At 56.7% G+C, this 26,396-nt stretch carries 23 protein-coding genes; 8 read left to right on the top strand and 15 right to left on the bottom strand.

Annotated elements, in window-relative coordinates:
* Window positions 1-33: 33 nt before the first annotated feature.
* On the bottom strand, window positions 34-1,452 hold the full coding sequence (gene mdtQ, locus B3X29_RS00805) for a multidrug resistance outer membrane protein MdtQ (RefSeq protein WP_159339587.1): 1,419 nt from the start codon (window positions 1,450-1,452) through the stop codon (window positions 34-36).
* 197 nt (window positions 1,453-1,649) lie between these two features.
* Window positions 1,650-2,582, bottom strand: coding sequence for a tRNA dihydrouridine(16) synthase DusC (gene dusC, locus B3X29_RS00800; RefSeq protein ID WP_159339588.1), 933 nt, complete (start codon window positions 2,580-2,582; stop codon window positions 1,650-1,652).
* Window positions 2,583-2,815: 233 nt separating this feature from the next.
* Between dusC and B3X29_RS00795 the strand changes: the two genes are divergently transcribed.
* The 4 genes from B3X29_RS00795 (at window position 2,816) to sanA (ending at window position 5,761) form a co-directional block, all read left to right on the top strand.
* Window positions 2,816-3,214, top strand: a complete 399-nt coding sequence (locus B3X29_RS00795; protein WP_103180316.1) for a CidA/LrgA family protein — start codon at window positions 2,816-2,818, stop codon at window positions 3,212-3,214.
* Window positions 3,211-3,906, top strand: coding sequence for a CidB/LrgB family autolysis modulator (locus tag B3X29_RS00790; protein WP_103180317.1), 696 nt, complete (start codon window positions 3,211-3,213; stop codon window positions 3,904-3,906). Before B3X29_RS00795 ends, B3X29_RS00790 begins: the two co-directional genes overlap by 4 nt.
* A 128-nt stretch (window positions 3,907-4,034) precedes the next feature.
* Window positions 4,035-4,919, top strand: coding sequence for a cytidine deaminase (gene cdd / locus B3X29_RS00785; protein ID WP_159339589.1), 885 nt, complete (start codon window positions 4,035-4,037; stop codon window positions 4,917-4,919).
* Between the two features lie 128 nt (window positions 4,920-5,047).
* Window positions 5,048-5,761 (top strand): outer membrane permeability protein SanA, encoded by a 714-nt coding sequence (gene sanA, locus B3X29_RS00780; protein ID WP_103180320.1) that lies wholly within the window; start codon window positions 5,048-5,050, stop codon window positions 5,759-5,761.
* Between the two features lie 119 nt (window positions 5,762-5,880).
* Here sanA and mglC read toward each other — a convergent pair whose 3' ends face one another.
* The 7 genes from mglC to B3X29_RS00745 all read right to left on the bottom strand — a co-directional run bounded on the left by mglC (window position 5,881) and on the right by B3X29_RS00745 (window position 14,061).
* A complete protein-coding gene (gene mglC / locus B3X29_RS00775; RefSeq protein ID WP_103180322.1) occupies window positions 5,881-6,891 on the bottom strand; it encodes a galactose/methyl galactoside ABC transporter permease MglC in 1,011 nt (336 codons plus the stop codon).
* 15 nt (window positions 6,892-6,906) lie between these two features.
* Window positions 6,907-8,427, bottom strand: coding sequence for a galactose/methyl galactoside ABC transporter ATP-binding protein MglA (gene mglA / locus B3X29_RS00770; protein WP_159339590.1), 1,521 nt, complete (start codon window positions 8,425-8,427; stop codon window positions 6,907-6,909).
* Between the two features lie 71 nt (window positions 8,428-8,498).
* Window positions 8,499-9,497 carry a galactose/glucose ABC transporter substrate-binding protein MglB gene (gene mglB, locus B3X29_RS00765; RefSeq protein WP_103180326.1) on the bottom strand — a complete coding sequence of 333 codons (999 nt, stop codon included), beginning with the start codon at window positions 9,495-9,497 and terminating at the stop codon, window positions 8,499-8,501.
* A 291-nt stretch (window positions 9,498-9,788) separates the two neighbouring features.
* A complete protein-coding gene (galS, locus tag B3X29_RS00760) occupies window positions 9,789-10,811 on the bottom strand; it encodes an HTH-type transcriptional regulator GalS (protein WP_159339591.1) in 1,023 nt (340 codons plus the stop codon).
* Window positions 10,812-10,966: 155 nt separating this feature from the next.
* Window positions 10,967-12,124, bottom strand: coding sequence for a DUF418 domain-containing protein YeiB (gene yeiB / locus B3X29_RS00755; RefSeq protein ID WP_103180329.1), 1,158 nt, complete (start codon window positions 12,122-12,124; stop codon window positions 10,967-10,969).
* A 17-nt stretch (window positions 12,125-12,141) separates the two neighbouring features.
* A complete protein-coding gene (gene folE / locus B3X29_RS00750) occupies window positions 12,142-12,810 on the bottom strand; it encodes a GTP cyclohydrolase I FolE (protein ID WP_103180331.1) in 669 nt (222 codons plus the stop codon).
* 117 nt (window positions 12,811-12,927) lie between these two features.
* Window positions 12,928-14,061: a YbfB/YjiJ family MFS transporter gene (locus B3X29_RS00745; RefSeq protein ID WP_159339592.1), complete on the bottom strand. Its 1,134-nt coding sequence runs from the start codon at window positions 14,059-14,061 to the stop codon at window positions 12,928-12,930.
* Window positions 14,062-14,201: 140 nt separating this feature from the next.
* Here B3X29_RS00745 and fghA point away from each other — a divergent pair, with 140 nt between their 5' ends.
* Window positions 14,202-15,038 (top strand): S-formylglutathione hydrolase, encoded by an 837-nt coding sequence (gene fghA / locus B3X29_RS00740; protein WP_156654899.1) that lies wholly within the window; start codon window positions 14,202-14,204, stop codon window positions 15,036-15,038.
* A gap of 100 nt (window positions 15,039-15,138) precedes the next feature.
* Here fghA and cirA read toward each other — a convergent pair whose 3' ends face one another.
* From cirA to yieE, 3 genes are all read right to left on the bottom strand, one after another.
* Window positions 15,139-17,109 (bottom strand): catecholate siderophore receptor CirA, encoded by a 1,971-nt coding sequence (cirA, locus tag B3X29_RS00735; RefSeq protein ID WP_159339593.1) that lies wholly within the window; start codon window positions 17,107-17,109, stop codon window positions 15,139-15,141.
* 293 nt (window positions 17,110-17,402) lie between these two features.
* Complete coding sequence (locus tag B3X29_RS00730) at window positions 17,403-18,872, bottom strand: amino acid permease (protein ID WP_103180338.1); 1,470 nt, start codon at window positions 18,870-18,872, stop codon at window positions 17,403-17,405.
* Between the two features lie 178 nt (window positions 18,873-19,050).
* Window positions 19,051-19,920 carry a DNA-binding transcriptional regulator YeiE gene (gene yieE, locus B3X29_RS00725; RefSeq protein ID WP_103180339.1) on the bottom strand — a complete coding sequence of 290 codons (870 nt, stop codon included), beginning with the start codon at window positions 19,918-19,920 and terminating at the stop codon, window positions 19,051-19,053.
* A 123-nt stretch (window positions 19,921-20,043) separates the two neighbouring features.
* Here yieE and B3X29_RS00720 point away from each other — a divergent pair, with 123 nt between their 5' ends.
* The 3 genes from B3X29_RS00720 to B3X29_RS00710 all read left to right on the top strand — a co-directional run bounded on the left by B3X29_RS00720 (window position 20,044) and on the right by B3X29_RS00710 (window position 23,092).
* Window positions 20,044-21,090, top strand: coding sequence for a YeiH family protein (locus tag B3X29_RS00720; protein ID WP_103180341.1), 1,047 nt, complete (start codon window positions 20,044-20,046; stop codon window positions 21,088-21,090).
* Between the two features lie 65 nt (window positions 21,091-21,155).
* Window positions 21,156-22,016 carry a deoxyribonuclease IV gene (gene nfo, locus B3X29_RS00715; protein WP_156654905.1) on the top strand — a complete coding sequence of 287 codons (861 nt, stop codon included), beginning with the start codon at window positions 21,156-21,158 and terminating at the stop codon, window positions 22,014-22,016.
* Window positions 22,016-23,092 (top strand): sugar kinase, encoded by a 1,077-nt coding sequence (locus B3X29_RS00710; protein WP_159339665.1) that lies wholly within the window; start codon window positions 22,016-22,018, stop codon window positions 23,090-23,092. Before nfo ends, B3X29_RS00710 begins: the two co-directional genes overlap by 1 nt.
* Before the next feature lie 35 nt (window positions 23,093-23,127).
* Here B3X29_RS00710 and B3X29_RS00705 read toward each other — a convergent pair whose 3' ends face one another.
* From B3X29_RS00705 to B3X29_RS00695, 3 genes are all read right to left on the bottom strand, one after another.
* Complete coding sequence (locus B3X29_RS00705; RefSeq protein ID WP_103180345.1) at window positions 23,128-24,381, bottom strand: NupC/NupG family nucleoside CNT transporter; 1,254 nt, start codon at window positions 24,379-24,381, stop codon at window positions 23,128-23,130.
* 90 nt (window positions 24,382-24,471) lie between these two features.
* Window positions 24,472-25,407, bottom strand: a complete 936-nt coding sequence (locus tag B3X29_RS00700; protein WP_159339594.1) for a pseudouridine-5'-phosphate glycosidase — start codon at window positions 25,405-25,407, stop codon at window positions 24,472-24,474.
* On the bottom strand, window positions 25,400-26,335 hold the full coding sequence (locus B3X29_RS00695; RefSeq protein WP_159339595.1) for a pseudouridine kinase: 936 nt from the start codon (window positions 26,333-26,335) through the stop codon (window positions 25,400-25,402). The genes B3X29_RS00700 and B3X29_RS00695 overlap by 8 nt, the downstream gene beginning before the upstream one ends.
* Window positions 26,336-26,396: the final 61 nt, after the last annotated feature.

Raw genomic sequence — 26,396 nt, 5'->3', positions numbered from 1 at the left:
GACAAAGAGATAAGTATAGTTACTTCTCACTTTTCACCCGTGGTGATAGCCGCCGCCGAGCGCAGAGGTGAGTTGCAGGGTGGCATCCACGTATTGCCCCTGCAGCGCAATCCCGGCGAGTTGTTCCTGCAGGGCGGGGATTCTGGCCTCGCTGACGCGCGAGCCTGCGACAATCCCGGCGTTGAAACGCGCCTGCGCCAGGGCCACGACCCGGGCGGCATCGGCTTCCACGCGCTGCTGATGTTTATTTTTTGCCATCAGCGTTTCAACGTCGCTGGCGCAGCGGGTCACCTGATTGACCGCCTCCACCACCGCTTTGTTGTAGTGGGCAATCGACAGATTGCTTTGCGCCTGGGCAATATCAAGATTCGCATTCAGGCGTCCGCTGTCAAAAATTGGCAAGGTCAGACCGGCGGTGACGCCCATCTGCTGCGCCGAGGAGCGGAACAGATCGCTTAGGTGCAGCGCATCCTGTTGCAAGAAGGCCATCAGGTTTACATCGGGATAGAAGGCCGCTTTCGCCGCATCCACCTCATGCAGGGAGGCTTCGATATACCAGTGCGCCTCCTGTAAATCAGGGCGGCGAGCCAGTAATTCATAGCCGAGGGTCGACGGCAGATTGCTCTCCACAGTGGGCAAGGCATGCGGGGTGAGCTTCACCGTCGGGGAGTTGGTGAGCGCCGCCAGACGCGCCTCGATGGCTTTCATTTTCCCCTTCACCTCCGCCAGTCGCTCATCGGTTTTACTGGCGCTAATGTCGGTTTCCACCCCTTCCACGGAAGAGGTAATGCCATGCTGGTATAGCTCCCGGTCGGTACCGATAATCTTGAGCTGCTCCTGTTTGATGGCGGTTAAGAGATGCCCGATGGCCGCCTGGGTCTGCCAGTCCCAGTAAAGACGCGCCACGCTGCTGGCAAGCAGTTGACGGGTCTGCTGCAGCTCCGCCTGTTGTGCATTGACCTTCCCGATGCGGGCTTCCACCTGGGCGAGGTTTTTACCCCACAGATCCAGATCCCAGCCAGCGGTCAGGCCGAAGGTGCCGTTGGTGTACCAGGGGCCGGTGGTTCCGGCCGCCGGATCGGTTATCGCGAAGGGCCCCATCAACCCTTCGGCTGACATCTTCTGGCGCTCTGCATCGGCAGAGAAATTAACCTCCGGGCCATCGGCAGCCATGGCCATTTTGGCCTGCGCTTCGGCAAGGGCGATGCGCTGACGGGCAATGGTCATATCCGGCGCATCGGCCAGGGCTTTGGTAATCAGCTTATTTAATTCTGGATCGTGAAAATCTTCCCACCAGCTATCTTTAGGCCACTGGCCGGCAGCCAGGCCGGTATCGATTTTCGCAGCGGGGATCTGTTGATTAAGCGAGGCTGCGGTATCGTGGCCCGGGGCGCAGGCAACAAGAAGCAGGGAGAGAGGCAGGCAGCAAAAATAAAAAGTCGAACGATTCATGACGTTATTCACCGAAAAAAGAAGGGTGCAAAATACGCCCGCCTCGCCTCCTTTGTTTAGGAATCGGTGGCAATCCACAATTTGTCATACCTTTACATATCCAGCAAAGGCCCGGACTGGCATCCCGTTTGCGCAATTTCACTGTGTCGTTCGGTGCCACAATGCGCGCCGCAAAAAAGGTGATGCTGACCGTACTGCTATTTCCCCTGAATCACCCGGGCGATATCGGCCGAGGTTTGCAGGGTACGGATCTCCTGAAACAGCGCCAGGGCTTCGTCATACTCTTTGCGCAGATAGCTTAGCCACTGCTTGATACGCGCCACGTGATACAGGCCGGTGTCGCCCTGCTTTTCGAGGCGGGAGTACTTCTTCAGCAGCGTGACGACATCCGCCCACGGCATGCGCGGCTCATCGTATTTAATCACCCGGCTGAGGTTAGGGACGTTGAGCGCCCCGCGCCCAATCATGATGGCATCGCAGCCGGTGGCGGCCATGCAGGCCAGCGCGCTCTCGCGATCCCAGATTTCACCGTTAGCGACCACCGGGATGGTCAGCCGCTTACGGATCTCGCCGATAGCCTGCCAGTTAATGCGTTCGGCTTTGTAACCATCTTCTTTGGTGCGCCCGTGAACCACCAGCTCAGTCGCCCCCGCCTGCTGCACGGCGTCGGCAATTTCAAACTGCCTGTCGCCGCTGTCCCAGCCGAGGCGTACCTTCACGGTCACCGGCAGATGCGAGGGCACCGCCTCGCGCATCGCTTTTGCGCCACGGTAGATAAGCTCGGGATCTTTCAGAAGCGTGGCGCCGCCGCCGCTGCCGTTGACCATTTTCGACGGACAGCCGCAGTTAAGATCCACGCCCCAGGAGCCCAGCTCGACGGCACGCGCGGCGTTTTCTGCCAGCCATTCGGGGTATTGTCCCAGAAGCTGGACGCGCACCAGCGTACCGGAGGCGGTGCGGCTCTGGCGATGCAGCTCCGGACAGAGTCTGTAAAACGATTTTACCGGCAACAACATATCCACCACCCGCAGGAACTCGGTGATGCAGAGATCATAATCGTTAACGTCAGTCAGCAGCTCGCGCACCAGCGAATCGAGCACGCCTTCCATCGGTGCCAGTAATACACGCATATCAATATCCGTAAAAAAAGAGGCGCTATGGTATCTGCTCTGTGTAACGGTGGAAAGCCCTGTTTCAGGGCTCGTGGAACCGGGCTGATTTATAATGTTTTTACCCTTCTGGCTGGGGGAATGCCCGAGGTTCCAAATGGGAATGTCTGGTATGTTCAAAAGTCATGATGTGATCCGTAGCACGTTTCCGGTTTTAATTGTATGATGAATGCGTTCCATTAAGGGCTTCCACCATGAATAAATCACTGATCGTTGTCTGGCAATACCTGCGCGCCTTCATCCTTATTTATGCCTGCCTCTATGCAGGTATTTTTCTCGCCTCCCTGCTGCCGATCGCCATTCCCGGCAGTATTATCGGCATGCTGATCCTGTTTGTGCTGCTTGCCTTACAGATCCTTCCGGCAAACTGGGTCAAGCCAGGCTGCTCGGTCCTGATCCGCTATATGGCCCTTCTGTTCGTCCCCATCGGTGTGGGCGTGATGCAGTATTACGATCTGCTGAGCGCGCAGTTTGGCCCGATCTTCGTCTCCTGCACGATCAGTACGCTGGTGGTGTTTTTAGTGGTGAGCTGGAGCACCCACCTGGCGCACGGGGAGCGCAAAGTGATTGGACAGAAAGGAGAGAAAAAATGATGGCGAATATCTGGTGGTCGTTGCCGCTCACCGTGGCGGTCTTCTTCGCCGCCCGCAAGCTGGCGGTGCGCCTGAAGTTTCCTCTTCTTAATCCCCTGCTGGTAGCGATGGTGGTGATCATCCCTTTCCTGCTGTTAACCGGCATCCCTTACGCTCACTATTTCCAGGGCAGCAAAGTTCTCAACGATCTGCTCCAGCCTGCGGTGGTCGCGCTGGCGTTTCCGCTTTATGAGCAACTGCACCAGATCCGCGCCCGCTGGAAATCGATTATTACCATCTGTCTCGCCGGGAGCGTGGTGGCGATGATCACCGGCACCTCGGTGGCGCTGCTGATGGGGGCGACACCCGAAATTGCCGCCTCCATTCTGCCCAAATCGGTGACCACGCCGATTGCAATGGCGGTGGGCGGCAGCCTCGGCGGCATTCCGGCGATCAGCGCCGTGTGCGTCATTTATGTCGGTATTCTGGGTGCGGTGTTAGGCCATACGCTGCTGAATGCCATGCGCATTCGCACCAAATCTGCCCGTGGGCTGGCGATGGGCACCGCCTCACACGCCCTCGGCACCGCCCGCTGTGCGGAGCTGGATTATCAGGAAGGTGCCTTCAGTTCGCTGGCGCTGGTGATCTGCGGGATTTTGACCTCGCTAATCGCCCCTTTCCTGTTCCCGATAATTCTGGCTGTGGTGGGCTAAAATTTGCGACGCGTCGCGCATTTTTAATCTGAGTTTCATAAGTTGCACACATAATGAGATCTAAGTCACATATAAAGCCCCAGCGGCTCCGTAAACTACCGATCCATTAACCTTTATGAGGCAACGCCATGCATCCACGTTTTCAATCAGCTTTTGCCGAGCTAGCAGAGAATTTGCAGTCAGCCCTGGCCCCGGTTCTGGCGGATGCACACTTCCCCGCCCTGCTGACGGCTGAACAGGTCGCCGCACTGAAACGTGCCACGGATCTGGATGATGACGCGCTGGCTTTTGCGCTTCTGCCGCTGGCGGCGGCCTGCGCCCGCGCCGATCTTTCCCATTTCAACGTCGGCGCCATTGCCCGGGGCGTGAGTGGCACCTGGTACTTCGGCGGCAATATGGAGTTTCTCGGCGCTACCATGCAGCAGACCGTTCATGCGGAACAGAGCGCCATCAGTCACGCCTGGCTGCGCGGCGAACAAGCCCTGGAGGCGATCACCGTCAACTACACCCCATGCGGCCACTGCCGTCAGTTTATGAACGAACTCAACAGCGGATTAGCGCTGCGCATCAACCTGCCGGGCCGCGCCCAGCATACGCTGGCGGATTATCTGCCCGATGCCTTCGGACCGAAAGATCTAGAGATCAAATCGCTGCTGATGGACGAGCAGGACCACGGTTATGCCGTGAGCGGAGATGAACTGAGCCAGGCTGCTATTCTTGCCGCCAATAAAGCACACGCGCCATACAGCAACGCGCCGAGCGGCGTGGCGCTGGAGTGTCGTGACGGGCGAATCTTTACCGGCAGCTATGCCGAAAACGCCGCCTTTAACCCGACGCTGCCGCCGTTACAGGGTGCGCTGAACCTGCTCAGCCTAAACGGTTATGACTACCCGGATATCCAGCGCGCCATTCTGGCGGAGAAAGCCGATGCACCGCTGATCCAGTGGGATGCCACTGCGGCCACGCTGCGGGCGCTGGGTTGTAGCAACATTGATCGTGTCCTGCTGGGCTAAGCGTATGATGCGGGCAGCCATGCCCGCACAACTGATGAAAATCCCCCCAATTAAATCGCCCTTTCTTGCGCTTACCAGACGGGTAAAGTAGCCTGAGTGAAATTTCACCTTTGGTAAGAGTCATCTGTATGTTAAAGCGCGTGTTTTACAGCCTGGTTGTCCTGATCGGCATCGTGCTGTTGACTGCGCTGGGCCTCGACCGCTGGATGAGCTGGAAAACGGCTCCTTATATCTTTGATGACCTTCAGGATCTGCCCTACCGGCAGGTCGGCGTGGTGCTGGGCACCGCCAAGTATTACCGCACCGGGGTGATCAACCAGTATTACCGTTACCGCATTCAGGGGGCGCTCAACGCCTATAACAGCGGCAAAGTGAATTATCTGCTGCTGAGCGGTGACAACGCGCTCCAGAGCTATAACGAGCCGGTCACCATGCGTAAGGATTTGATTGCCGCAGGGGTTGATCCGGCCGATATCGTGCTCGACTACGCCGGTTTCAGAACCCTCGATTCGATAGTTCGCACCCGTAAGGTATTTGATACCAACGATTTCATCATCATTACCCAGCGCTTCCACTGCGAACGCGCGCTGTTTATCGCCCTGCATATGGGCATTCAGGCCCAGTGTTATGCCGTTCCATCGCCAAAAGATATGCTCACCGTGCGGGTACGCGAGTTTGGCGCACGCCTGGGGGCGCTGGCGGATCTCTACATCTTTAAACGCGAACCGCGCTTCTTAGGCCCGCTGGTGCCGATCCCGACGATGACGGAAGTCCCGGCCGATGCCCAGGGTTATCCGGCGGTCACGCCAGAACAGCTGCTTGAGATGCAGAAGAAGAAGTAACCCCCGCCGGGTGGCGGCTTCGCCTTACCCGGCCTACATTACCCCGTAGGCCCGCGCAAGCGCAGCGCCGCCGGGCATAAAAAAACCCGCACAAGGCGGGTTTTTTGCTAACCGAAATCTTACTTCTTACGCGCGTACTTCAGGGAGTCCAGCGCTACCGCAAAGATAATGATGGCGCCCTTGATAATGTACTGCCAGTACGGGTTGACGCCGATATAGGTCAGGCCGTAGTTGATAACGGTGAAGATGATCACACCGGTTACCACACCCAGCACAGTACCCACACCACCACTGAACGACACGCCACCCACGACGCACGCGGCGATGGCATCCAGCTCATACATAAAGCCGAGGTTGTTGGTGGCAGAGCCGATACGGCCCGCTTCCAGCAGACCACCGAAGGCGTAGAACACGCCCGACAGGGCATAGATAACCAGCAGGTTCAGCGCCACGTTAACACCAGAGACTTTTGCCGCTTCCGGGTTACCCCCGATAGCAAAGATGTTCTTACCGAAGCGGGTTTTGTTCCACAGCACCCAGACGAACGCCACGGCAATCAGCGCGTAGAAGGTGATGTAGGAGAGGCGGAAACTGCCCATCGCGATAAAGCCCTGCGTAAAGGTCGAGAATCCACTGTCGAAACCGGAAATCGGTGATGCGCCCACGAAGTCGTAGTACAGGGAGTTAATACCGTAAACGATGATCATGGTACCCAGGGTGGTGATAAACGGCGTTACGTTCAGGTACGCAATGATGATGCCGTTAATCAGACCGATGACCGCGCCAATGGCACAGACAATCAGGATCACCAGGAAAATGGGCATGGTTGCCATTTCCGGGAAGACCTTGTTGGCGTTTTCCATCGACTGCAGAAGCGTTGCCGCAACAACCGCCGCCAGACCAACCTGACGGCCGGCTGACAGGTCAGTACCCTGGGTGACAATAAGACCTGCCACGCCGAGGGCGATAATAATACGCACCGAAGACTGGGTCAGAATGTTACTTAAGTTCAGCAGACTTAAGAAAGTCGGATCCTGGAAAATAATAATGGCCAGTAAGACTAAAAGAACAACGTAAATACCGCCTTCTTTCAGATAAGTAAGAAAACTTTTCTTATTTAACGCACTCATGAGGAGCCCCTGATCTTAAAGGTGCAAAGACGCAAGACGCAAAATTTCGTTTTGCGTTGTCGTTTTGGTGTCAACAATTCCGGCAACGAGACCATTGCTCATAACCAGAATACGATCTGTGATCCCTAACAATTCCGGCATTTCGGAAGAAATAATAATAATCCCTTTATCTTTCTTAGCTAATTCAGCAATCAGCTGATAAATTTCAAATTTTGCACCAACGTCGATACCGCGGGTTGGTTCATCCAGCATCAGAATTTCTGGCTGGGTTAACAACCAGCGTCCAATAATAACCTTTTGCTGGTTACCACCGGAAAGCGAGCCAATTTGCGTGCGGTGTCCAGGGGTTTTTACGCGCATGGAGTCAATCACCCACTGGGTATCGCTCTTCATGCGGGAATTATCCAACAAACCGATTTTATTTTTATAATTATGAATATTAGAAATTAAGGAGTTAAAGTTAATATCCAGATAGGCATAAATACCGGTCGAGCGACGCTCTTCGGTCACCAGCGCAAAGCCGTGGTTAATAGCTTCGTTGGCGTTATGGTTATTAATCTTTTTACCGTGCAGGGTAATGGTCCCGGCGGATTTCTCGCGGATGCCAAACAGCGTTTCGACGATATCGGTACGCTTGGCCCCCACCAGACCGGCAATACCGAGGATCTCCCCTTTATGCAGATCGAAGGAAACATCGCGAATGGAAGGCTGACGCAGTGAAGTCAGGTTGCGCACTTCCAGAATCACTTCGCCCGGCTTGTTCTCTTTGTTCGGGAAGCGCTGGTTCAGGGAGCGGCCAACCATCATGGCGATGATCTTGTCCATGTCCAGCCCTTCCAGTGACTGGGTGGCGATCCACTGCCCGTCGCGAAGCACGGTGATTTCATCACAAAGCTGGAAGATCTCTTCCATTTTGTGAGAGATATAAACGATGCCGCAACCGCGATCTTTCAGTTTACGGATAATGGTGAACAGGTGGTTCACCTCTTTCTCCGTTAATGAAGAGGTAGGCTCGTCCATAATCACGATTTTGGCGTTATAGGAGAAGGCCTTGGCAATTTCGATCATCTGCATTTGTGAAACAGACAATGTACCGACGCGCGCGCGCGGATCGATATCAATATCCAGTTCATCAAAAATAGCTTTGGTGTCGCGATACATTTTGTCCTGATCAACAAATACGCCTTTGGTCGGATAACGACCCAGCCACATATTGTCCATAACAGAACGCTGAAGTACCAGGTTAAGCTCCTGGTGAACCATCGAAATACCGTTTTCCAGCGCCTCTTTGGCGGAATGGAAATCGATCTCTTTCCCCTGAAAAAGAATGCTGCCAGAATCTTTTTGATAGATCCCAAATAAGCATTTCAATAATGTTGATTTACCCGCACCGTTTTCACCCATTAAGGCGTGAATGGAGTGAGGCCGTACTTTTAAATTAACATTATCCAGTGCTTTAACACCGGGAAAAGACTTGTTGATACCGCTCATTTCCAACAAGTATTCACCGGACGACTGAGTCGTTGTGCTGACCATAATTATACCTTCTCGGCCTCGCGTCGCGTGATAAAAGGGCGCAGAAACTGCGCCCAGTGGAATGCTATAACTTATTTACCGGTGAACTGCGCCAGGTTTTCCTGATCTACGCCAACGTACGGTACACGAACAACTTTGTTGTCAATTTTCCAGTTAGTACCGTCAGCCGCGCCTTTGCCTTCTGCCAGGTTTTTCGCCAGATCGAAGGTGGCTTTCGCCTGGTTGTTTGCATCGTTCAGTACGGTACCCGCCATTGCGCCAGATTTAACCAGTGCCAGCGCTTCAGGCAGGGCATCCACACCAAATACCGGGATAGAGGATTTGTTGTGTGCTTTCAGAGCTTCTACCGCACCCATTGCCATCGCGTCGTTGTTGGCGATAACCACTTCAATTTTGTTCGCGTTCGGGCCGGACAGCCATGCGTCCATCTTGTCTTTCGCCTGAGCGGTATCCCACATTGCGGTATCTAAAGCCAGCTGCTGGGTTTTCAGACCCTTGTCGTTCAGCTCTTTGATAACGTAGGTGGTACGTGCTTCAGCGTCCGGGTGGCCTGGCTCGCCTTTCAGCAGTACGAACTGTACCTGACCGTCTTTGTTCAGATCCCAGTTCGGGTTAGCGGCCCAGTGTTTGGCAATCAGGTCGCCCTGAATAATGCCGGATTCTTTGGAGTCGGTACCGACGTAGAAGGCTTTGTCATAGCTATCCAGCGCTTTGCGGGAAGGTTCTTTGTTGAAGAACACAACCGGCACGTTCTGGCCGCGTGCTTTTTCAATAACAGTGCCTGCTGCTGCCGGGTCAACCAGGTTGATTGCCAGAGCTTTTACGCCTTTCGCCAGCAGAACGTCGATCTGGTCGTTCTGTTTGGACTGGTCATTCTGGGAGTCATTCATCAACAGCTGTACGTCTGGTGCGCCTGTACCCTCTTTCTCGATTGCCTTACGCACAACGGACATGAAGTTGTCGTCATACTTATAGATAGTCACACCAATACGGCTATCTGCAGCGTGCGCGGCGGCACCGAAAAGCATGCTTGCCATAACAGCAGACAGAGTCAACACCTTCTTATTCATGATATCTCCGATTTTTATGCAGGGTAGTTCGTGTGAATAACGCTCGGCGGGCACATGTTAAAGAAACGTTACTGCCGGCCGAAGTCCACTTATAAAATTTCTATCTTCCTTGGTCGGTAACGCTCCAGAATGCGTTTTTTTGGATGTTTAACGGACCTCAGCTATGGTCAAAGTGATTAATCACCGTTACATAGCGTTTCAGTTGCTAAAACGCTGACATCATAGACAGCGCATTGTTAAGTTACTGTGAATTTACTCACAAATTGAAAACGGTTACATCACGGCGAATTATTAGTTAGTGATCGGCACCACAGTTTGCCGAATGGCAACGGAGTGGCGACGCACTAAAGTTGGCATGAAACAGTGTGTTGCATTGATATCCAGCTTCCCGGCGGCCCCCTGTAACGCCAGCTCTGTGGCCAGCCGGGCCATGGAGGCGATGGGGTAGCGAACCGTCGTCAGCTGAGGGTCCGTGTAACGGGCAATCGGAATATCATCAAAACCAATCAATGACAGATGCTGCGGCACCGCAATGCCGTTGTCTTTCAGCGCCGTGAGCGCGCCCGCCGCCATGCTGTCGTTGTAGGCAAAGACCGCGGTCAGCTGCAGGTTGCGCCCGAGCAGCTCCACCATCGCTGCCTCTCCGCCCTGCATGTCCGGAGCGCCGGTGCCGATCCAGCTTTCCGACCCCGTAATGCCCTGTTCCAGCAGCGCTTTCTGCCAGCCTTCCCGGCGCATATCGTCGTCCTCGATGCGATGGCTGGAGGCCAGATAGCCGATACGCTGATGCCCGTTGTTCATTAGCATCCGCGTGGCCATCATCGCTCCGCTGACGTTATCGAGGCAGACGCAGCGGTGGGCATAGCCGGGAACGATGCGGTTAATGAGCACCATGCCGGGGATCTGCTCCATCAGCGCGGAAAGTTCCTCATCGCTTAACGCTTTTGAATGCACGATCAATGCGTTACAGCGTTGACGAATCAGCACCTCAATGGCGTTGCGCTCTTTTTCCGCCTCGTGATAGCTGTTGCCGATCAGCACGTTTTTCTGGTGCTCCTGCGCCACCATATCGACGGCTTTCACCAGCGCGCCAAAGAACGCATCTGACACGTCCATCACCACCACACCGATGGTGTCGCTGACCTGGGTCGCCAGCGCCTGGGCGTTCGCATTAGGCCGGTAGCCCAGCGCCGTGACGGCTTTCATCACGCATTCACGCGTCTCCGGGCTGACCAGTGCGCTATTGTTAAGAACCCGGGAAACGGTGGCGACAGAAACGCCCGCCTGACGCGCGACGTCACGAATGGTGATCATATTCACCACCCTTATTTAGATTGCAGCGACTCACAGACACCCCCTGTGTTTAGCAAGGTGCCTATTCTGGCAGCGACAAGGCGAGGACTACGTGAAGAAGGTCACAAGGATGAAAACGGTTACATCGGTTTTGTTAATGATTGTGATCCAGATCGTTATCCGGATGTATGGCTTGATGAAACGCCTGACGCACGTATGGTCAATTGTCGCCATACCCATTCCAGCGGCCCCTGACGGAAATGGCGCAGCCAGAGGACGGAGAATAGAATATTAACCAGCCACACCGGCAGGACAATCCCCAGCAGCTGTAGCCGGTCGAACTTCATAAATAAGCCAAGCTGATAGAACAGGGTGGTACAGATCAGCGTCTGTAAAATATAGTTGCTGAGCGCCATGCGCCCCACGCAGGCCACCGCCGTCACCAGCCTGAAACGGCAGAGCTGCGGCCAGTAACCGTAGATGAGCGCGGCATAACCAATCGTCTGAAACGGCGCGCTCAGCTCACGCGGCGCCTGCAACAGGAATGCGCACCAGCGATAATCCCAGTGCAGATACCACTGGGCGATCACCGCCGGAAGGTTGATCGCCAGCCCCACCAGCACCAGCCACATCCCGGTACGGCGATAGTGGCGCGGGCTGAACTCGCCCTTCAGCCAGCCGGTACGCATCAGCGCGGCGCCGATCAGCATCATCCCCGCCAGCTGCCAGCCATACTGTGCGCCGAGCGCCAGTAAACTGTTGCCGATCATATCCGCCCGGTTGCTGATGGCTTCCAGTCCACCGCCCAGCTTCCAGTACTGCTCATATTGCAGGTTCGCCGCATCCGGCACCCAGGAGCGGTTGGTCGAGCCGCCGGAGATAACCCCCAGCAGTAGCAATATAGCCACGCCGATAAGAAACAGCACCACGCCGGTATTGAAGAGATTTTTGACGTCGTGTGCGTCGCGGATGATGCGCCAGCAGATCAGCCCTACCAGCCCATAGGCCAGCAGAATGTCGCCATCCCAGAACAGCAGCCCATGAATAAACCCGAACAGCACCAGCAGAGAGAGCCGGGCCTGGATCCAGCGTTTACCACGTTTCAGTAACAGCTGAAGACCTGCCCCGAACAGCAGCGCAAACAGGGTGAGGAATTTGACCTGAGCAAAGAGATCCAGTATCGCCCATGTCCAGGCGTCGCGGAGAGTGATATCGCCATACCAGGCGGGATTGAGGTAAGCGGCCTTCGGCAAACCGAAGGCGCTTATATTCAGAAGCAGAATACCCAGAATCGCGACGCCACGAACGAAATCCAGCGTGACATTTCTTTCCATGTACCCTGCCCTGACGATTAGCTAACGTGACGGACGGCGCGCAGGAACTCCTGGCGGGTATTCTGGCTCGATTTGAACAGGCCGCCCAGCGAGGTGGTAGTGGTGGCGCTGGTCGCATCACGAATGCCACGCGCTTTCACGCAGTAGTGTACCGCATCAATCGATACCGCCACGTTGTTGGTGCCCAGCAGCGTTTGCAGCGCGATGAGGATCTGCTGGGTTAAACGCTCCTGCACCTGCGGACGCTGGGCAAAGAACTGTACGATACGGTTGATTTTGGACAGGCCAATCACCGCGTCTTTCGGGATATAGGCCACGGTCGCTTTACCGTCGATGGTCACAAAGTGATGCTCGCAGGTGCTGGTCAGGGTGATATCGCGCACCGTCACCATCTCATCGACCTTCATTTTGTTTTCAATGACGGTAATTTTCGGGAAATTGGCGTAATCAAGCCCGGAGAAAATCTCATCGACATACATTTTGGCGATGCGACGCGGCGTCTCCATCAGACTGTCATCACTCAGATCGAGATTGAGCAGCTGCATGATTTCGGTCATGTGCCCGGAAATAAGACTTTTACGTGTTTCGTTGTCCATCTCCTGAACCGGTGGGCGCAGCGGCGTTTCAAGGCCGTGTGCTACCAGCGCTTCATGGACGAGGGCAGCTTCTTTACTCATTGATGACATTCTTTTCTCCTGCAGGTGTGGCGCTCTTCTGCCCTCCGTGGGGCAAAATGTGCACTCATTGTGCGCGAGGCGGCGAGCATAATCCAGTATTCACCGCGATAATTATTCCAATTGTCGTTACCTTTCAACCTGACGCTGCCAGACCAGTCCACCCGCAACAAACAATGCGATACCCGCAAGGCCCAGCGCAGGCTCAAGCTGATGGGTAAGCCAGCTCGACAGTGCCGATGTCATCGGGCCAATTAGCTGCCCGATGGCATAGCCGGTCGTCAGTAATCCGGCCATGTAACGCGTATGATTCGGTGCCAGTTCACGCCCATAGAGCAACGAGAGCTGCACCGCACATAAAAATCCGCCGCCGACCAGCAGCGCACCGGTCACAAGCCCAGCCATCCCCGGCATCAGCCAGGCGGCAATCACCCCTACCGCCTGCAACCAGAGCACGATCGCCAGCCGACGATGGGTCGACGCGACGTGGCGCAGGGCGATGCTGAGGGCAATCCCCACCATCGAAGCGACACCAAAAACCGGCCAGACAAACTGGGCAAAGGCGCTACCGGGAAAGCGCAGCGCCGCCATCTGCGACAGAAAGGTCGCCGGGAGGATGTAGCCAAACCCGGCGAGACTGTAGCTCCAGACCAGACGACGCAGATCGCGGGTTAGCGTCAGCGGCTCCGGCGTGGTGCCCGGACGATGCAGCTGTCCGGCTCGCGGCAGGTAGCGGCCCACCAGCGCGACGAGCACCAGCGCCAGCAGGCCGTAGATTTGCCAGGCGGCGCTGGCGGAGAGCGCCTGCGCCTGGATCCAGACCGCCAGCAGACCGCTTAAGGCGATCCCCGCCCCCGGCCCGGCAAACACCGCGGCACTCAGGCCCGGCTTGCCATAATGGGCCAGCCGCTCGTTGGTCCAGGCGGCGACCAGCACCATCGACCAGCCGCTCATGCAGCCAATCACAAAGCGCAGCAGCCCGTGGACCACCGCATTATCCGCCACGGCGGAGAGCAGCGTCAGCGCCACTGCGCCCCCGATCCCCAGCCATAAACGTCCTTCAACGAAGCGGTGCGCGCGCATGGCATCCCATGCACCCGCCAGATAGCCGAGGTAGTTCATCGCCGCCACCAGCCCGGCGCTGGTCAGGGTGAGCTCCCCTGCCGTAATCATCAGCGGCACCTGGGGCGTAAAGGCAAAGCGCCCTATTCCCATCGCCACCACCAGAACCACAAATCCGCTGAGCGCGATACGCAGCGCCATGACCACCCCGATTGTTAAAGTTTCGTAAATTCATGATGCAGGATATGAGGCGAATGCGGAAGTGAAAGTTGCTCACACGTTACTGAATAATCTGTATTATGGCTTTCAATCCCGATCTCACCTTCCTGAAGGAGCCCTGCATGGAACTGCTCGAAGAGCACCACTGTTTTGAAGGTCGACAGCAGCGCTGGCGTCACGACTCCACGGTGCTGAACTGCGCGATGACGTTCAGCATTTTTCTTCCTCCGGCGACCGACGGGGCGAAACCGCCGGTGCTTTACTGGCTCTCCGGCCTGACCTGCAATGATGAGAACTTCACCACCAAAGCGGGCGCCCAGCGCGTGGCGGCCGAACTGGGGATCGCCCTGGTGATGCCGGATACCAGCCCGCGCGGTGACGACGTGGCGGACGATGCCGGGTATGACCTGGGCAAAGGCGCCGGGTTCTACCTGAACGCCACCCAGCAGCCGTGGGCGCGTCATTACCGGATGTATGATTATCTGCGCGACGAGCTGCCGGCGCTGATCCAGGCGGAGTTTGCGGTAGCCGATCGCTGTGCCATCAGCGGCCATTCGATGGGCGGTCACGGTGCGTTGGTGATGGCGCTGAAAAACCCGGGTAAATATGTCAGCGTCTCGGCGTTTGCGCCAATCGTCAACCCGACGCAAGTGCCGTGGGGGCAGAAAGCCTTTAGCCACTATCTGGGTGAGGATGCTGCAAACTGGCAGGCGTGGGACAGCTGCGCTCTGATGCTGAACAGCCAGCCGGAACAGGCGATTCCGACGCTTATCGATCAGGGCGATGCCGATCAGTTCCTGGCGACCCAGCTCCAGCCAGCCGTACTGGCGGAAGCGGCACGGCAAAAAGCCTGGCCGCTGACGTTACGTATCCAGCCGGGGTACGATCACAGCTATTATTTCATTGCGTCGTTTATTGAAGATCATCTGCGCTTCCATGCGCAGCAGCTGTTGAAGTAAGTGCCAGCCTCATGCCCGGTGGCGCTTCGCTTACCGGGCCTACAAAACCCACACCAGCCCTTAGGCCGGGCAAGCGCAGCGCCGCCCGGCGTTTCAACCATCAGAACTGGTAATCCACCGCCATAAAGTAACGGCGTCCCTCTTCGGTATAGGTGTAGTCGTCGCGGCTGAGATCTTTATCCAGCAGGTTCATGACGCCCGCACGCAGCTTAACGTTTTTGGTTGCCTGCCATGCACCACCCGTGTTCCACACCACATAGCCACCCGGCGTTGCCGCGCCCTCGGTAATCGCGCGTTTCTCACCCGTGTAATTCCCCTGCACGTAGAAGGACCACGCCTGGGTCGCCTGCCAGTCCAGCGTGCCATTTGCGGTATGGAACGGCAGCTCGGAGAGCGGCTTGTTGCCGCCGTTGCTGATATCACGCCCGTCGTTATAGGTGTAATTCAGCGTCATTCGCCAGTCTTCGGCAATGGGGAATTTCAGCTCCGTCTCCAGGCCGCGGATACGCGCCTTATTGACGTTGTAATAGCGGAATACCGGCTCACCGTCACCGTTCAGCCCGACATAGTTAGGGTAGCTCTGCGCCTGGCTAACGCTGGCGGTACGGCTGATGCTGATCCGGTCATCAACGTCGTTCTGGAAAGCGGTGATGCTCCCCTGAACGCCCTCTAACCAACCCTCTTCCCCGCTGTAGTACAGCCCCAGCTCGAAACTTTCGCTGGTCTCTGGTTTCAGATCCGGGCTACCGACAATTTCACAGGCACCGCGGCAGGAGCCGGTGGTCCAGTCCGGACTCAGCTGCAACAGCGACGGCGCTTTGAATGCCGTTGCCCAGCCGCCTTTTACCGTTACGGTATCGGTGGCGTTATAAACCAGGTAAGCACGCGGGCTCCAGTGATCGCCGTAGGTTTCATGGTCATCCATGCGCACGCCGGTGGTCAGGGCCAGCGGCTCGAAGATCCGCCATTCATCTTCCAGGAACAGCGCATACTGGCTGGCCGAGGTATTGCTGCTGCTGCCGCCGGTAAGGTTGACCGGATCTTTCAGCTTGTCGTGACGCCACTCTCCGCCAAAGGTCAGCAGCTGGTTAATCTCCCCCAGCGGCAGAACATATTTGCCGTCAATGGAGTTGCTTTCGGACGTAATCGGGTTGGCATTGCCCGGGTTTTTGTTATCCACCTTCTCGCCGTAGAATTTTAGCTCGCTGTTGCCCAGCCCCCAGCGGCCATTGTGGCTCAGGGAGTAGTTCTGGCGCTCCAGGCGGTTTTTATCCAGCGAGTCGGAATCCCGATCCTGACGGTCGAAACCATACCCGGCGGTGAAATCGTGGTTTTCGTTCGGGGTCCAGGCAAATTCCACGTTGGCATCACGGCTGGTGAAGCCTTCGATACGCGGGGTTTCGCCCGTGGCGCTGGTGGAAGAGGACTGCGGATCGTCTTTATCACGCTGGGAGACGCTGCCGAAGGCTTTCAGGCCGAGGAGGCCATCCACCAGCGGGCCGCTGGTATAGAACTGCCCGCCGTAGGTGTCGCCGCGATCGCGATGTTCCTGAATAGTGGTGTCGGCAGTGAGGGTGCCGGTCCATTTCTGGCCGATCTTTTTGGTGATGATATTGACCACGCCGCCCAGGGCATCGGAGCCGTAGAGGGAGGACATCGGCCCGCGCACCACTTCGATGCGCTCGATGGCATCCACCGGAACCCAGTTGAGATCAAAGTCGTTATGGCGGAACACGGCATTGCGCGAGTTGACGCGTTTGCCGTCGATCAGGATCAGCGTATAGCTGCTGTCCAGCCCGCGGATACTGACCCCCTTGCGGTTGTCCCCTTCGTTGGTTAACTGTACGCCCGGCACGTCCTGTAACACATCTTTCAGGTTCTGCACCGGCTTACGCTGCAGATCCTGCTGGGTGATGACGCTGATACTGGCGGGGGCATCCTTCAGGTTTTGCTCGTTGGCCGAGGCGGTAACGACCATCGTGTCGCCAGATTCCACCGCCGCAACCGGCAGCGCCAGGGAAAGAGCAGACGCGCACAGCCCTCCCCGAACGAAGGGATTCAACCTAAACATTCCATTTCTCCATGAGGTAAACACAGCAAAATCAAATATGTACTGCTCACATTGCATTGCATACCGCCCGCTTCTTTGGGCGGGTCGGTCTGGTAATTATTTGCAGGTGTGGCCGCAACCCCTCCCCTGACCAGGGCTAGAAAGTTGACTCCTTCATCCTTTTGATTACTTTGCTAATGATAAAGCAAACGATAACTATTATCAATTCAATTGTTAAAAGTTATGTCAAGAGAGCATACTGTGGAGAAATAAAAAACCCGCTCGGCTGAGCGGGTTAGAGAGAGGCGGTACGCTTATTTTTTAAAGCTATTCGGGAATTCCATTTCGCTGTAGCGCACAAACTTCGTTCCCTTCGCCAGCTTGTAGCCAAACCAGATGATCAGGAACAGCGGGATACCGATATAGGTGGCCGCAACGCCGCCCCAGTCGATGGTGTCGGCCAGGAAGGCTTCGTAGTTCTGGCCGAGGGTGATGATCAGACAGAGCACAAAGGCGAAGATCGGACCCAGCGGGAAGAAGCCGGAGCGGTATGGCAGGTTGTTAATATCGTAACCCTGCTTCACGTAGCCGCGACGGAAACGGTAATGGCTGATGGCGATGCCCAGCCAGGCGATGAAGCCCGTCATCCCGGAGGTATTCAGCAGCCACAGGTAGACGGTCTGGTTGCCGAACATCGAGGTCAGGAAGCACAGGCAGGCAATCACGGTGGTGGCATAGAGCGCGTTGCGCGGCACACCGCCCCGGGAGAGCTTCGCGAAAATACGCGGCGCTTTGCCATCGCAGGCCAGAGAGTAGAGCATACGGGTAGAGGCATACATCCCGGAATTACCCGCCGACAGCACCGCCGTCAGGATCACCGCGTTCATAACCGCTGCCGCAGAGAGCAGACCGGCATGCTGGAACACCAGGGTGAACGGGCTGACGCTGATATCTTTCACATCGTTACGCAGCAGGCTCGGATCGGTATATGGAATGATCAGGCTGATAATCAGGATGGCGAACACATAGAACAGCAGGATACGCCAGAAGACCTGACGCACCGCGCGCGGGATGTTCTTCTCCGGGTTTTCGGATTCACCGGCGGCAATGCCGATAAGCTCCGTCCCCTGGAAGGAGAAGCCGACAATCATCGCCACGCCAATCATCGCCGATAATCCCCCCGCAAAGGGTGCATCGCCAACCGTCCAGTTGCTCCAGCCCGCAGGCTCGCTGCCCTGGAAGATACCGACGATCATCGCCAGGCCGACGATAATAAAGATGATCACGGTCGCCACTTTGATCAGGGAGAACCAGTATTCGGCCTCACCAAAGCCGCGCACGGAGATGTAATTGAGCAGGAAGATCACCGCCAGGAAGAGCGCGCTCCAGATCCAGCCCGGCGTGTCCGGGAACCACCATGTCATGACCAGCTGTGCCGCCACCAGGTCCACGGCGATGGTCACCGCCCAGTTGTACCAGTAGTTCCAGCCCAGCGCGAAGCCAAAGCCTTCTTCAACGTATTTCTGGCCGTAGGTAGAAAAAGAACCGGATACCGGCATGTACGCCGCCAGTTCACCCAGGCTGGTCATCAGGAAGTAGACCATCAGACCGATCAGGATATAGGAAAAGAGCGCGCCGCCAGGACCCGCTGCTGAAATCGTCGCGCCAGAGGCGACAAAAAGGCCTGTACCGATAGAGCCGCCAATGGCGATCATCGTCAGGTGACGCGCCTTGAGTTCGCGACGTAGCGCGGGCGCTTCTGTGGTTTTAGTTTCGGAAACCATGTGAAAATGCTGTCCATTCAAAAAATGAGGCGCGATTGTAGCAGACGATCGCCGGCTCTTCCGGCACAAATGCCCTGTTATAAGAGAGCTTCATGACCGGTCCAGGATTATAAGTAAAGCAGAGAATAGGATTGATGCGAGTAATGACTACCGGCGGACAAAACGCCGCCGGGCAGGATTACATTTCGCAGTAACGCAGAAAACGCTGGAGGGAATTAGAGAGGTGCTTCTGGCGGTGATGGATGCGCCACAGGGTGCGCACCAGCTTATTAGGCAACGGCACGGGGATCTCCACCAGCGTTCCGCTCTCCAGCTGTTCGGCAATCACCCGCCGCGACAGGCAGCTGATGCCAAGACCGTGGCGCACCGCATGTTTGATGGCCTCTGAATTGCCGAGCTCCATGCCCATATGGAACTGCGGCAGATGGGAGAGCAGCAGATAATCGACGATCTCACGCGTGCCTGAGCCCTGCTCGCGTAAAATCCACGGCGCCTGAGCCAGCCGCTCCAGGGTCACCTCCTGCTGTAATAAAGAAGAGGCCGGCGAGGCGAAGACCACCAGCTCATCCTCCAGCCAGGGCTCAGCAATAATGTCGGCGTTGTGGCATGGCCCTTCGATAAGGCCAATATCCACCCGAAAATCGATCACCGCGGTGATCACATCCTGGCTGTTGCCAACGCTCATCTCCAGCGGCAGGGTCGGGAAATCCCGGCGATAGCGGGCAATCACTTCAGGCAGGATATAGTTGCCAATGGTGCTGCTGGCGTAGACACGAATGGCGCCGTTATCCTCGCGAAAGAGCTGTTCGATTTCGACCGTTTGCTCCAGCAGAGCCAGCGCGCGCGGGTAGAGCAAACGTCCATGCTCGTTCACCACCAGCCGCTTCCCTACCCGGTCAAAGAGCTGAACCCCCAGCTGACCTTCAAGATCGGTTAACGCGGCGCTGACGGCGGACTGAGAGAGTGCCAGCATCTGAGAGGCCTGCGTAGTCGATCCGCTTTTCAGCACTTCGGCGAAGACTTCAAGCTGGCGTAAGGTAATGTGCATAGTCGCTATCCGGTAGGGTAAGCACCCTGCTTACCACTTATAAAGATTGATTATAAATATATAATCAATTTTATTTTTAAGCCAGCGCGCCGTAACCTTTTAGCCAGAGAAAAGGAGACGGTTATGACAACACTCACCCTACAGCATCATCGTACCGTGTGGCACTACATCCCGGGCCTGGCGCTCAGCGCGCTGGTCACCGGTGTCGCATTATGGGGCGGCAGCATCCCGGCGGTTGCAGGCGCCGGATTCAGCGCCCTGACCCTGGCTATCCTGCTGGGGATGGTGGTCGGTAATACGGTTTATCCGAAGATTTACAAGCCGTGCGACAGCGGCGTCATCTTCGCCAAGCAGCACCTGCTGCGACTCGGGATCATCCTGTATGGCTTTCGTCTTACCTTCGCGCAGATTGCCGACGTCGGAGTAAGCGGTATTGCGATTGATATCTTAACCCTCTCGAGCACCTTTTTACTGGCCTGCTTTATCGGCCAGAAGGTGTTCGGGCTCGACAAACAGACCAGCTGGCTGATTGGTGCAGGCAGCAGCATCTGCGGCGCCGCGGCGGTGCTGGCCACCGAGCCGGTAGTAAAGGCCGAGTCCAGCAAGGTGACCGTGGCGGTGGCGACGGTGGTGATCTTCGGTACCCTGGCGATCTTCCTCTATCCGGCCATGTATCCGCTGGTAGCCCACTGGTTTAGCCCGGAAAACTACGGCATCTATATCGGCTCGACGATGCATGAGGTCGCCCAGGTGGTCGCGGCGGGTCACGCCATCAGCCCGGACGCAGAAAATGCCGCGGTGATCGCCAAAATGCTGCGGGTGATGATGCTGGCCCCGTTCCTGCTGATCCTGGCCGCAAGAGTGAAACAGCTTGCGCCAGCGGGCAACGGTGAGAAGAGCAAAATCACCATCCCCTGGTTCGCCATTCTGTTTATTGTGGTCGCGGTGTTTAACTCGTTCCATCTGCTGCCCAAACCGGTCGTGGATATGCTGGTGACGCTGGATACCATCCTGCTGGCAATGGCGATGGCGGCGCTGGGCTTAACCACCCACGTCAGCGCCCTGAAAAAAGCCGGAGCGAAACCGCTGCTGATGGCGCTGCTGCTCTTTGTCTGGCTGATTGTCGGCGGGGGCGCCATCAACCTGGCGGTGCATAGCCTGATGGCATAAACCGCTGTAGCCTTATCCTGTTAACCCGCTATCATATGCGTTTGCGGGTTAACAGGAGTCCCTTTATGAAATATGTTGGAGCGCACGTCAGCGCTGCCGGCGGTCTGGCAAATGCCGCTATTCGCGCCGCCGAAATCGAGGCGACCGCCTTCGCCCTGTTCACCAAAAATCAGCGCCAGTGGCGCGCCGCGCCGTTAACGACTCAGGTGATTGATGAGTTCAAAGCGGCCTGCGAAAAATACCATTTCTCCCCCGGCCAGATCCTGCCCCACGACAGTTTCCTGATTAACCTCGGTCACCCGGTACAGGAGGCGCTGGATAAATCCCGCGCGGCCTTCCTCGATGAGGTACAGCGCTGCGAGCAGCTCGGCCTGACGCTGTTGAACTTCCATCCCGGCAGCCATCTGTCGCAGATCGACGAAGATGCTTGTCTGGCGCGGATCGCCGAGTCGATCAACATCGTGCTGGCACAGACCCAGGGGGTGACGGCGGTGATTGAAAATACCGCCGGACAGGGCAGCAACCTCGGTTTCCGCTTTGAGCATCTGGCCGCCATCATCGATGCCGTGGAGGATAAATCCCGCATCGGCGTCTGCATCGATACCTGCCACGCCTTTGCCGCCGGTTACGACCTGCGCAGCGCGGAAGCGTGTGCAAAAACCTTCGCCGAGTTCGAGCGCGTCGTGGGCTTTGAGTACCTGCGCGGTATGCACCTCAACGACGCGAAAAGCACCTTTGGCAGCCGCGTTGACCGTCACCACAGCCTGGGTGAAGGCAACATCGGCCATGATGCGTTCCGCTTTATCATGCAGGATCCGCGTTTCGACAACATTCCGCTGGTGCTGGAAACCATCAACCCGGATATCTGGGCCGAGGAGATCGCCTGGCTGAAAGCGCAACAGCATGCCGAGGCCACCGCAGAATGATGAACGAAAGGGAAAAGCAGATCCTGAAGATCCTGCGGCGTAACCCCCTTATTCAGCAGCATGAGATCGCCCAGATCCTCGATATCAGCCGCTCCCGCGTCGCTGCGCACATTATGGACCTGATGCGCAAAGGGGCGATCAAGGGCAAAGGCTATATCCTCACCGAACAGGATTATTGCGTGGCGCTCGGCGCCATCAATATGGATATTCGCGGGGTGGCCGATATTCGTTTTCCTGAACCCTCCTCCCAGCCGGGAGCCATTCAGTGCGCGGCGGGCGGCGTGGCGCGTAACATCGCCCATAACCTCGCGCTGCTGGGGCGCGAGGTGCACCTGATCTCTGCCGTGGGCAGCGATTTTTATGGCGAAACCCTGCTGGAGCAGACCCGCCAGGCGGGCGTTAACGTGCAGAGCACCATCCGCCTGCACGGACAAAGCACCGCAACCTATCTGTCGATTGCCAGTCCGCAGGACGACACTGTGCTGGCGATCAATGATACCCATATCCTGCAGGGGCTGACGCCGCAGCTGCTGAATCACTCCCGGGAACTGCTGGCCCATGCGGGCGTCGTGCTGGCCGACTGTAACCTCACTACGGAAGCGCTGGAGTGGGTCTTTACCCTCGCCGGGGATGTGCCGGTGTTTGTCGACACGGTTTCAGAATTTAAAGCCGACAGGATCAAACCCTGGCTGTCGCGCATCCATACCCTGAAGCCGACGCTGAAGGAGCTGCAGATCCTGGCGGAGTGCGAGGATCGCAAGCGCGCCCTCGCCGCCCTGCATGAGAAAGGGGTGCAGCGGATTGTGGTCTGTCTGGAAGATGATTCGGTGCTCTGCAGCGAACAAGGCGCGGAGCCGCTTCTGCTGCCGCCGTTCACCCACCCGGTGGTTGACCGCTTTGGTGCCGATGACGCCTTTATGGCGGGGTTGATTTATGGCTTCCTCGACGGGAGCGATTTTACGGAAAGTGCCCGGTTCGCGGGTGGCTGCGCGGCGCTCTCCCGCGCCAGTGAAAGCATCAATAACCCGACGCTGTCGGTAGATAACGTCCTGTCGCTGCTGGAGAGCCAGCCGTAAACAGGCCGGGTAGTTGCCCTACCCGGCCTGCGTCACTAGCCTGCCAGACCAATAAAGAAGCCCGCAATGGTGGCGCTCATCAGGTTAGAGAGCGTGGCCGCCACCAGGGCCCGCACGCCCAGCTGGGCAATCTCCGGGGCGCGCTGGGGCGATACCGCAGAAAAGGCGCCCACCACCACGCCAATCGAGCCGAAGTTGGCAAAGCCGCACAGAGCAAAAGAGATGATGGCGATGGTCTTCACATCCAGCTGACCGGCGGTTTGCAGATATGGCGAGAAGTTGAGATAGGCGACAAATTCGTTAATCGCCAGCTTCTGTCCAATCAGGCTGCCTGCGAGCGTGGCATCCTGCCATTCGACCCCCATGAGCCACGCCAGCGGTGCCAGGGCATAGCCAAACAGCCCCTCAAGGCTCAGGCTTTCAATACCCAACCAGCCGCCAATGCCGCCCAGCATACCGTTCAGCAGGGCGATGATCGCCACAAAGGCCATTACCACCGTCGCAACCCCGGCGGCGATTTTTAACCCGGTCATCGCCCCGGTCGCCGCGGCTTCGATAATGCTTTTTGGCGGCGTGTCGCTGAACGACAGGTTATCGAAGGTGACCTGTGACGCCTCCGTGGACGGGCTCAGCAGACGGGCAAACAAAATCCCGCCAGGAATGGCCATTAACGAGGCGGCGAGCAGGTAATCAATCGGCACTCCCATTCCGGCGTAGCCAATCAGCATCGAACCGGCAATGGACGCCATCCCGCTACAAATAGCGGTAAACAGCTCATTGCGGTTCAGCTTATCGACGAAGGGTTTCACGATCGCCGGGATCTCGTTCTGGCCGAGGAAGATGGTGGTCACCGCCACGAAGGATTCAATTTTACTGATACGCAACGCTTTCTGGAAAATGGAGCCCAGAATACGGATCAGCAGCCCCATCACCCCGATGTAGTAGAGCAGGCTTATCAGCGCGGTGACAAAGATAATGGCGGGCAGCACCCGGAAGGCAAAGACGAACCCGGCACCGTCAAACAGCGTATCCATTTTGGGGCCAACCAGCGCGCCAAAGATAAAAGCACTACCGGCATCGCTGTAGGACATTACCTTGCTCACCCCTATCGCGGCCTGTTCAACCAGCCATTTTCCTGGCGGGAAATAGAGCATGATGCCGCCAATTGCCACCTGCAAAATGAAAGCGGCGCCAACGGTACGCAGACTGATACGGCGTTTATTGACCGACAGGAGGAAGGCTATTGCTAACAGCACCGCCATACCCAGCAGACTTCTCATTACATCCATAATGATTTCCTTACCTGAAAACCCGGCGACTGGCCGGGTATCCGTGATTCCACTGTGAAGACAGGCGACGGCAAACTGCCTGTGAAAAGATTACGCGATGCGCTGGTACGCTTTCGCGATGTCGCAGGCCAGACGGGCGTTGTTAAAGACCAGCTGGATATTGGATTTCAGGCTGTCGCCACCGGTTAATTCCGCCACGCGGGCCAGCAGGAACGGCGTGCTGGCTTTGCCGGTCACACCCTGCTCTTCCGCTTCTTTCACCGCCTGATCGATCGCGGCGTTGATGGTCTCTTCAGGCATCGCAAACTGTTCCGGGATAGGATTCGCCACCACCAGGCCGCCGTTAAGGCCGGTCTGCCATTTCACCGCCATTGCGCGCGCGATGGCTTCAGCGCTGTCGAGACGGATGCTGACCTCAAACGGGCTGGTGCGACAGAAAAAGGCAGGCAGGGACTGGGTCTGATAGCCAATTAACGGTACACCGTTGGTTTCCAGATATTCGGTGGTTAACCCGAGGTCGAGAATAGATTTCGCCCCGGCGCAAACCACGGCGACATTGGTTTTCGCCAGCTCCTGTAAATCCGCAGAAATATCAAATGTGTGTTCCGCACCGCGGTGTACACCGCCAATTCCGCCGGTAGCAAAGACCTTAATCCCGGCCATTGCCGCAATAATCATGGTGGAGGCAACCGTGGTCGCGCCATTAATTCCTGCGGCAACCACAAAAGGTAAATCCCGGCGGCTGACTTTGGTCACCGCATGGCCTTCACTGCCTAACAGTTCAATTTCTTCTTTGCTGAGCCCCACTTTCATTACGCCACGAATAATGGCGATAGTGGCGGGAATAACCCCCTGCTGGCGGATCGCATCTTCAACTTCCAGCGCCGTCTGGGCATTTTGCGGGAAAGGCATGCCGTGAGAAATAATGGTGGATTCAAGGGCCACAACCGGCTTGTTATTATTTAAAGCGTCCTGAACCTCAGGAGAAATTTGCAGGAACTCAGCAGATAATTTTAATTCAGACATGTTCTCTCTCCATTAATGCGTTAACATTTTCAGCCGATAAGTCGGGGCTATTGGTATATACGGAAGCAAGCGCCAGCGACGAGCAGCCCTGGGCAAAACGAACGGAATGGGCAAATGTGGCCCCTTCCAGCCAGCAGAAGGCGAGCCCCGCCATCATCGCGTCCCCCGCGCCGGTGACATTGACAAGCCGGGTTTTAAACGGGGCTGACCAGCCGCTTTCGCCCCCTTTCTCGCTGTAATAAACGCCGTCGCCGCCCATGCTTAATACCAGCCGGAACAGGCCGTGCTGGTGAAACCAGGCCGCGACTTTCGGGGCATCCGCCGCGCAGGAGAGCGGGATGCCGCTCAGGGTTTCGGCTTCAATCCGGTTGGGCTTCAGCGTGTGGATATGGCCCAGCCAGTCGCGCACTTTGTTGCATTTCCAGGCCGAGACGGGGTCAACGAATACCGGTGCCTGGCCTGCATTTTCAAATATCCAGCCCAGCGCAGATTCACTGAGATTGCAGTCCACCACCACCGCGTTTGCCGCACGCAAAAAGGCCAGGTGGTGGGCCAGATAGTCCGGATTGATGTAGTCAGAAATAGCCATATCATTAATGGCTACCAGCATTTCGCCGGTATTATCCAGCAAGGATAAATAACTGGAGGTGCCTTCGCCTGCGATCACCTGACATTTTTCCACCTGTACGCCAGCGGCCTGGGTTTGTGATAGCAGCGACTGACCGTAAAAGTCATCGCCGACCGCCGAAAGTAGCCAGACATTTTTTCCCAGCAGCGCAAGGTTTTGCGCAATATTCCGCCCAACGCCGCCGGGGGTAAATTTAATTTTCCCTGGGTTAGAGTCCGCATAATTAAGCGAGGCGTGTGAATACCCCGCAACATCCATATTCGCAGAACCAATAACAGCAATATAATCCTTTTCACGCATAGAACATCCTCTGGCACGCCGGCCATCGCAATGATAATTAAGCGAGTGAGTGACTTTTAAT

The sequence above is a fragment of the Leclercia sp. UBA5076 genome, from assembly GCF_002416465.1.
GTDB lineage: Bacteria > Pseudomonadota > Gammaproteobacteria > Enterobacterales > Enterobacteriaceae > Enterobacter.
The sequence above is the reverse complement of the archived record's forward strand: the minus strand, read 5'-3'. Positions and strand labels throughout refer to the sequence as shown.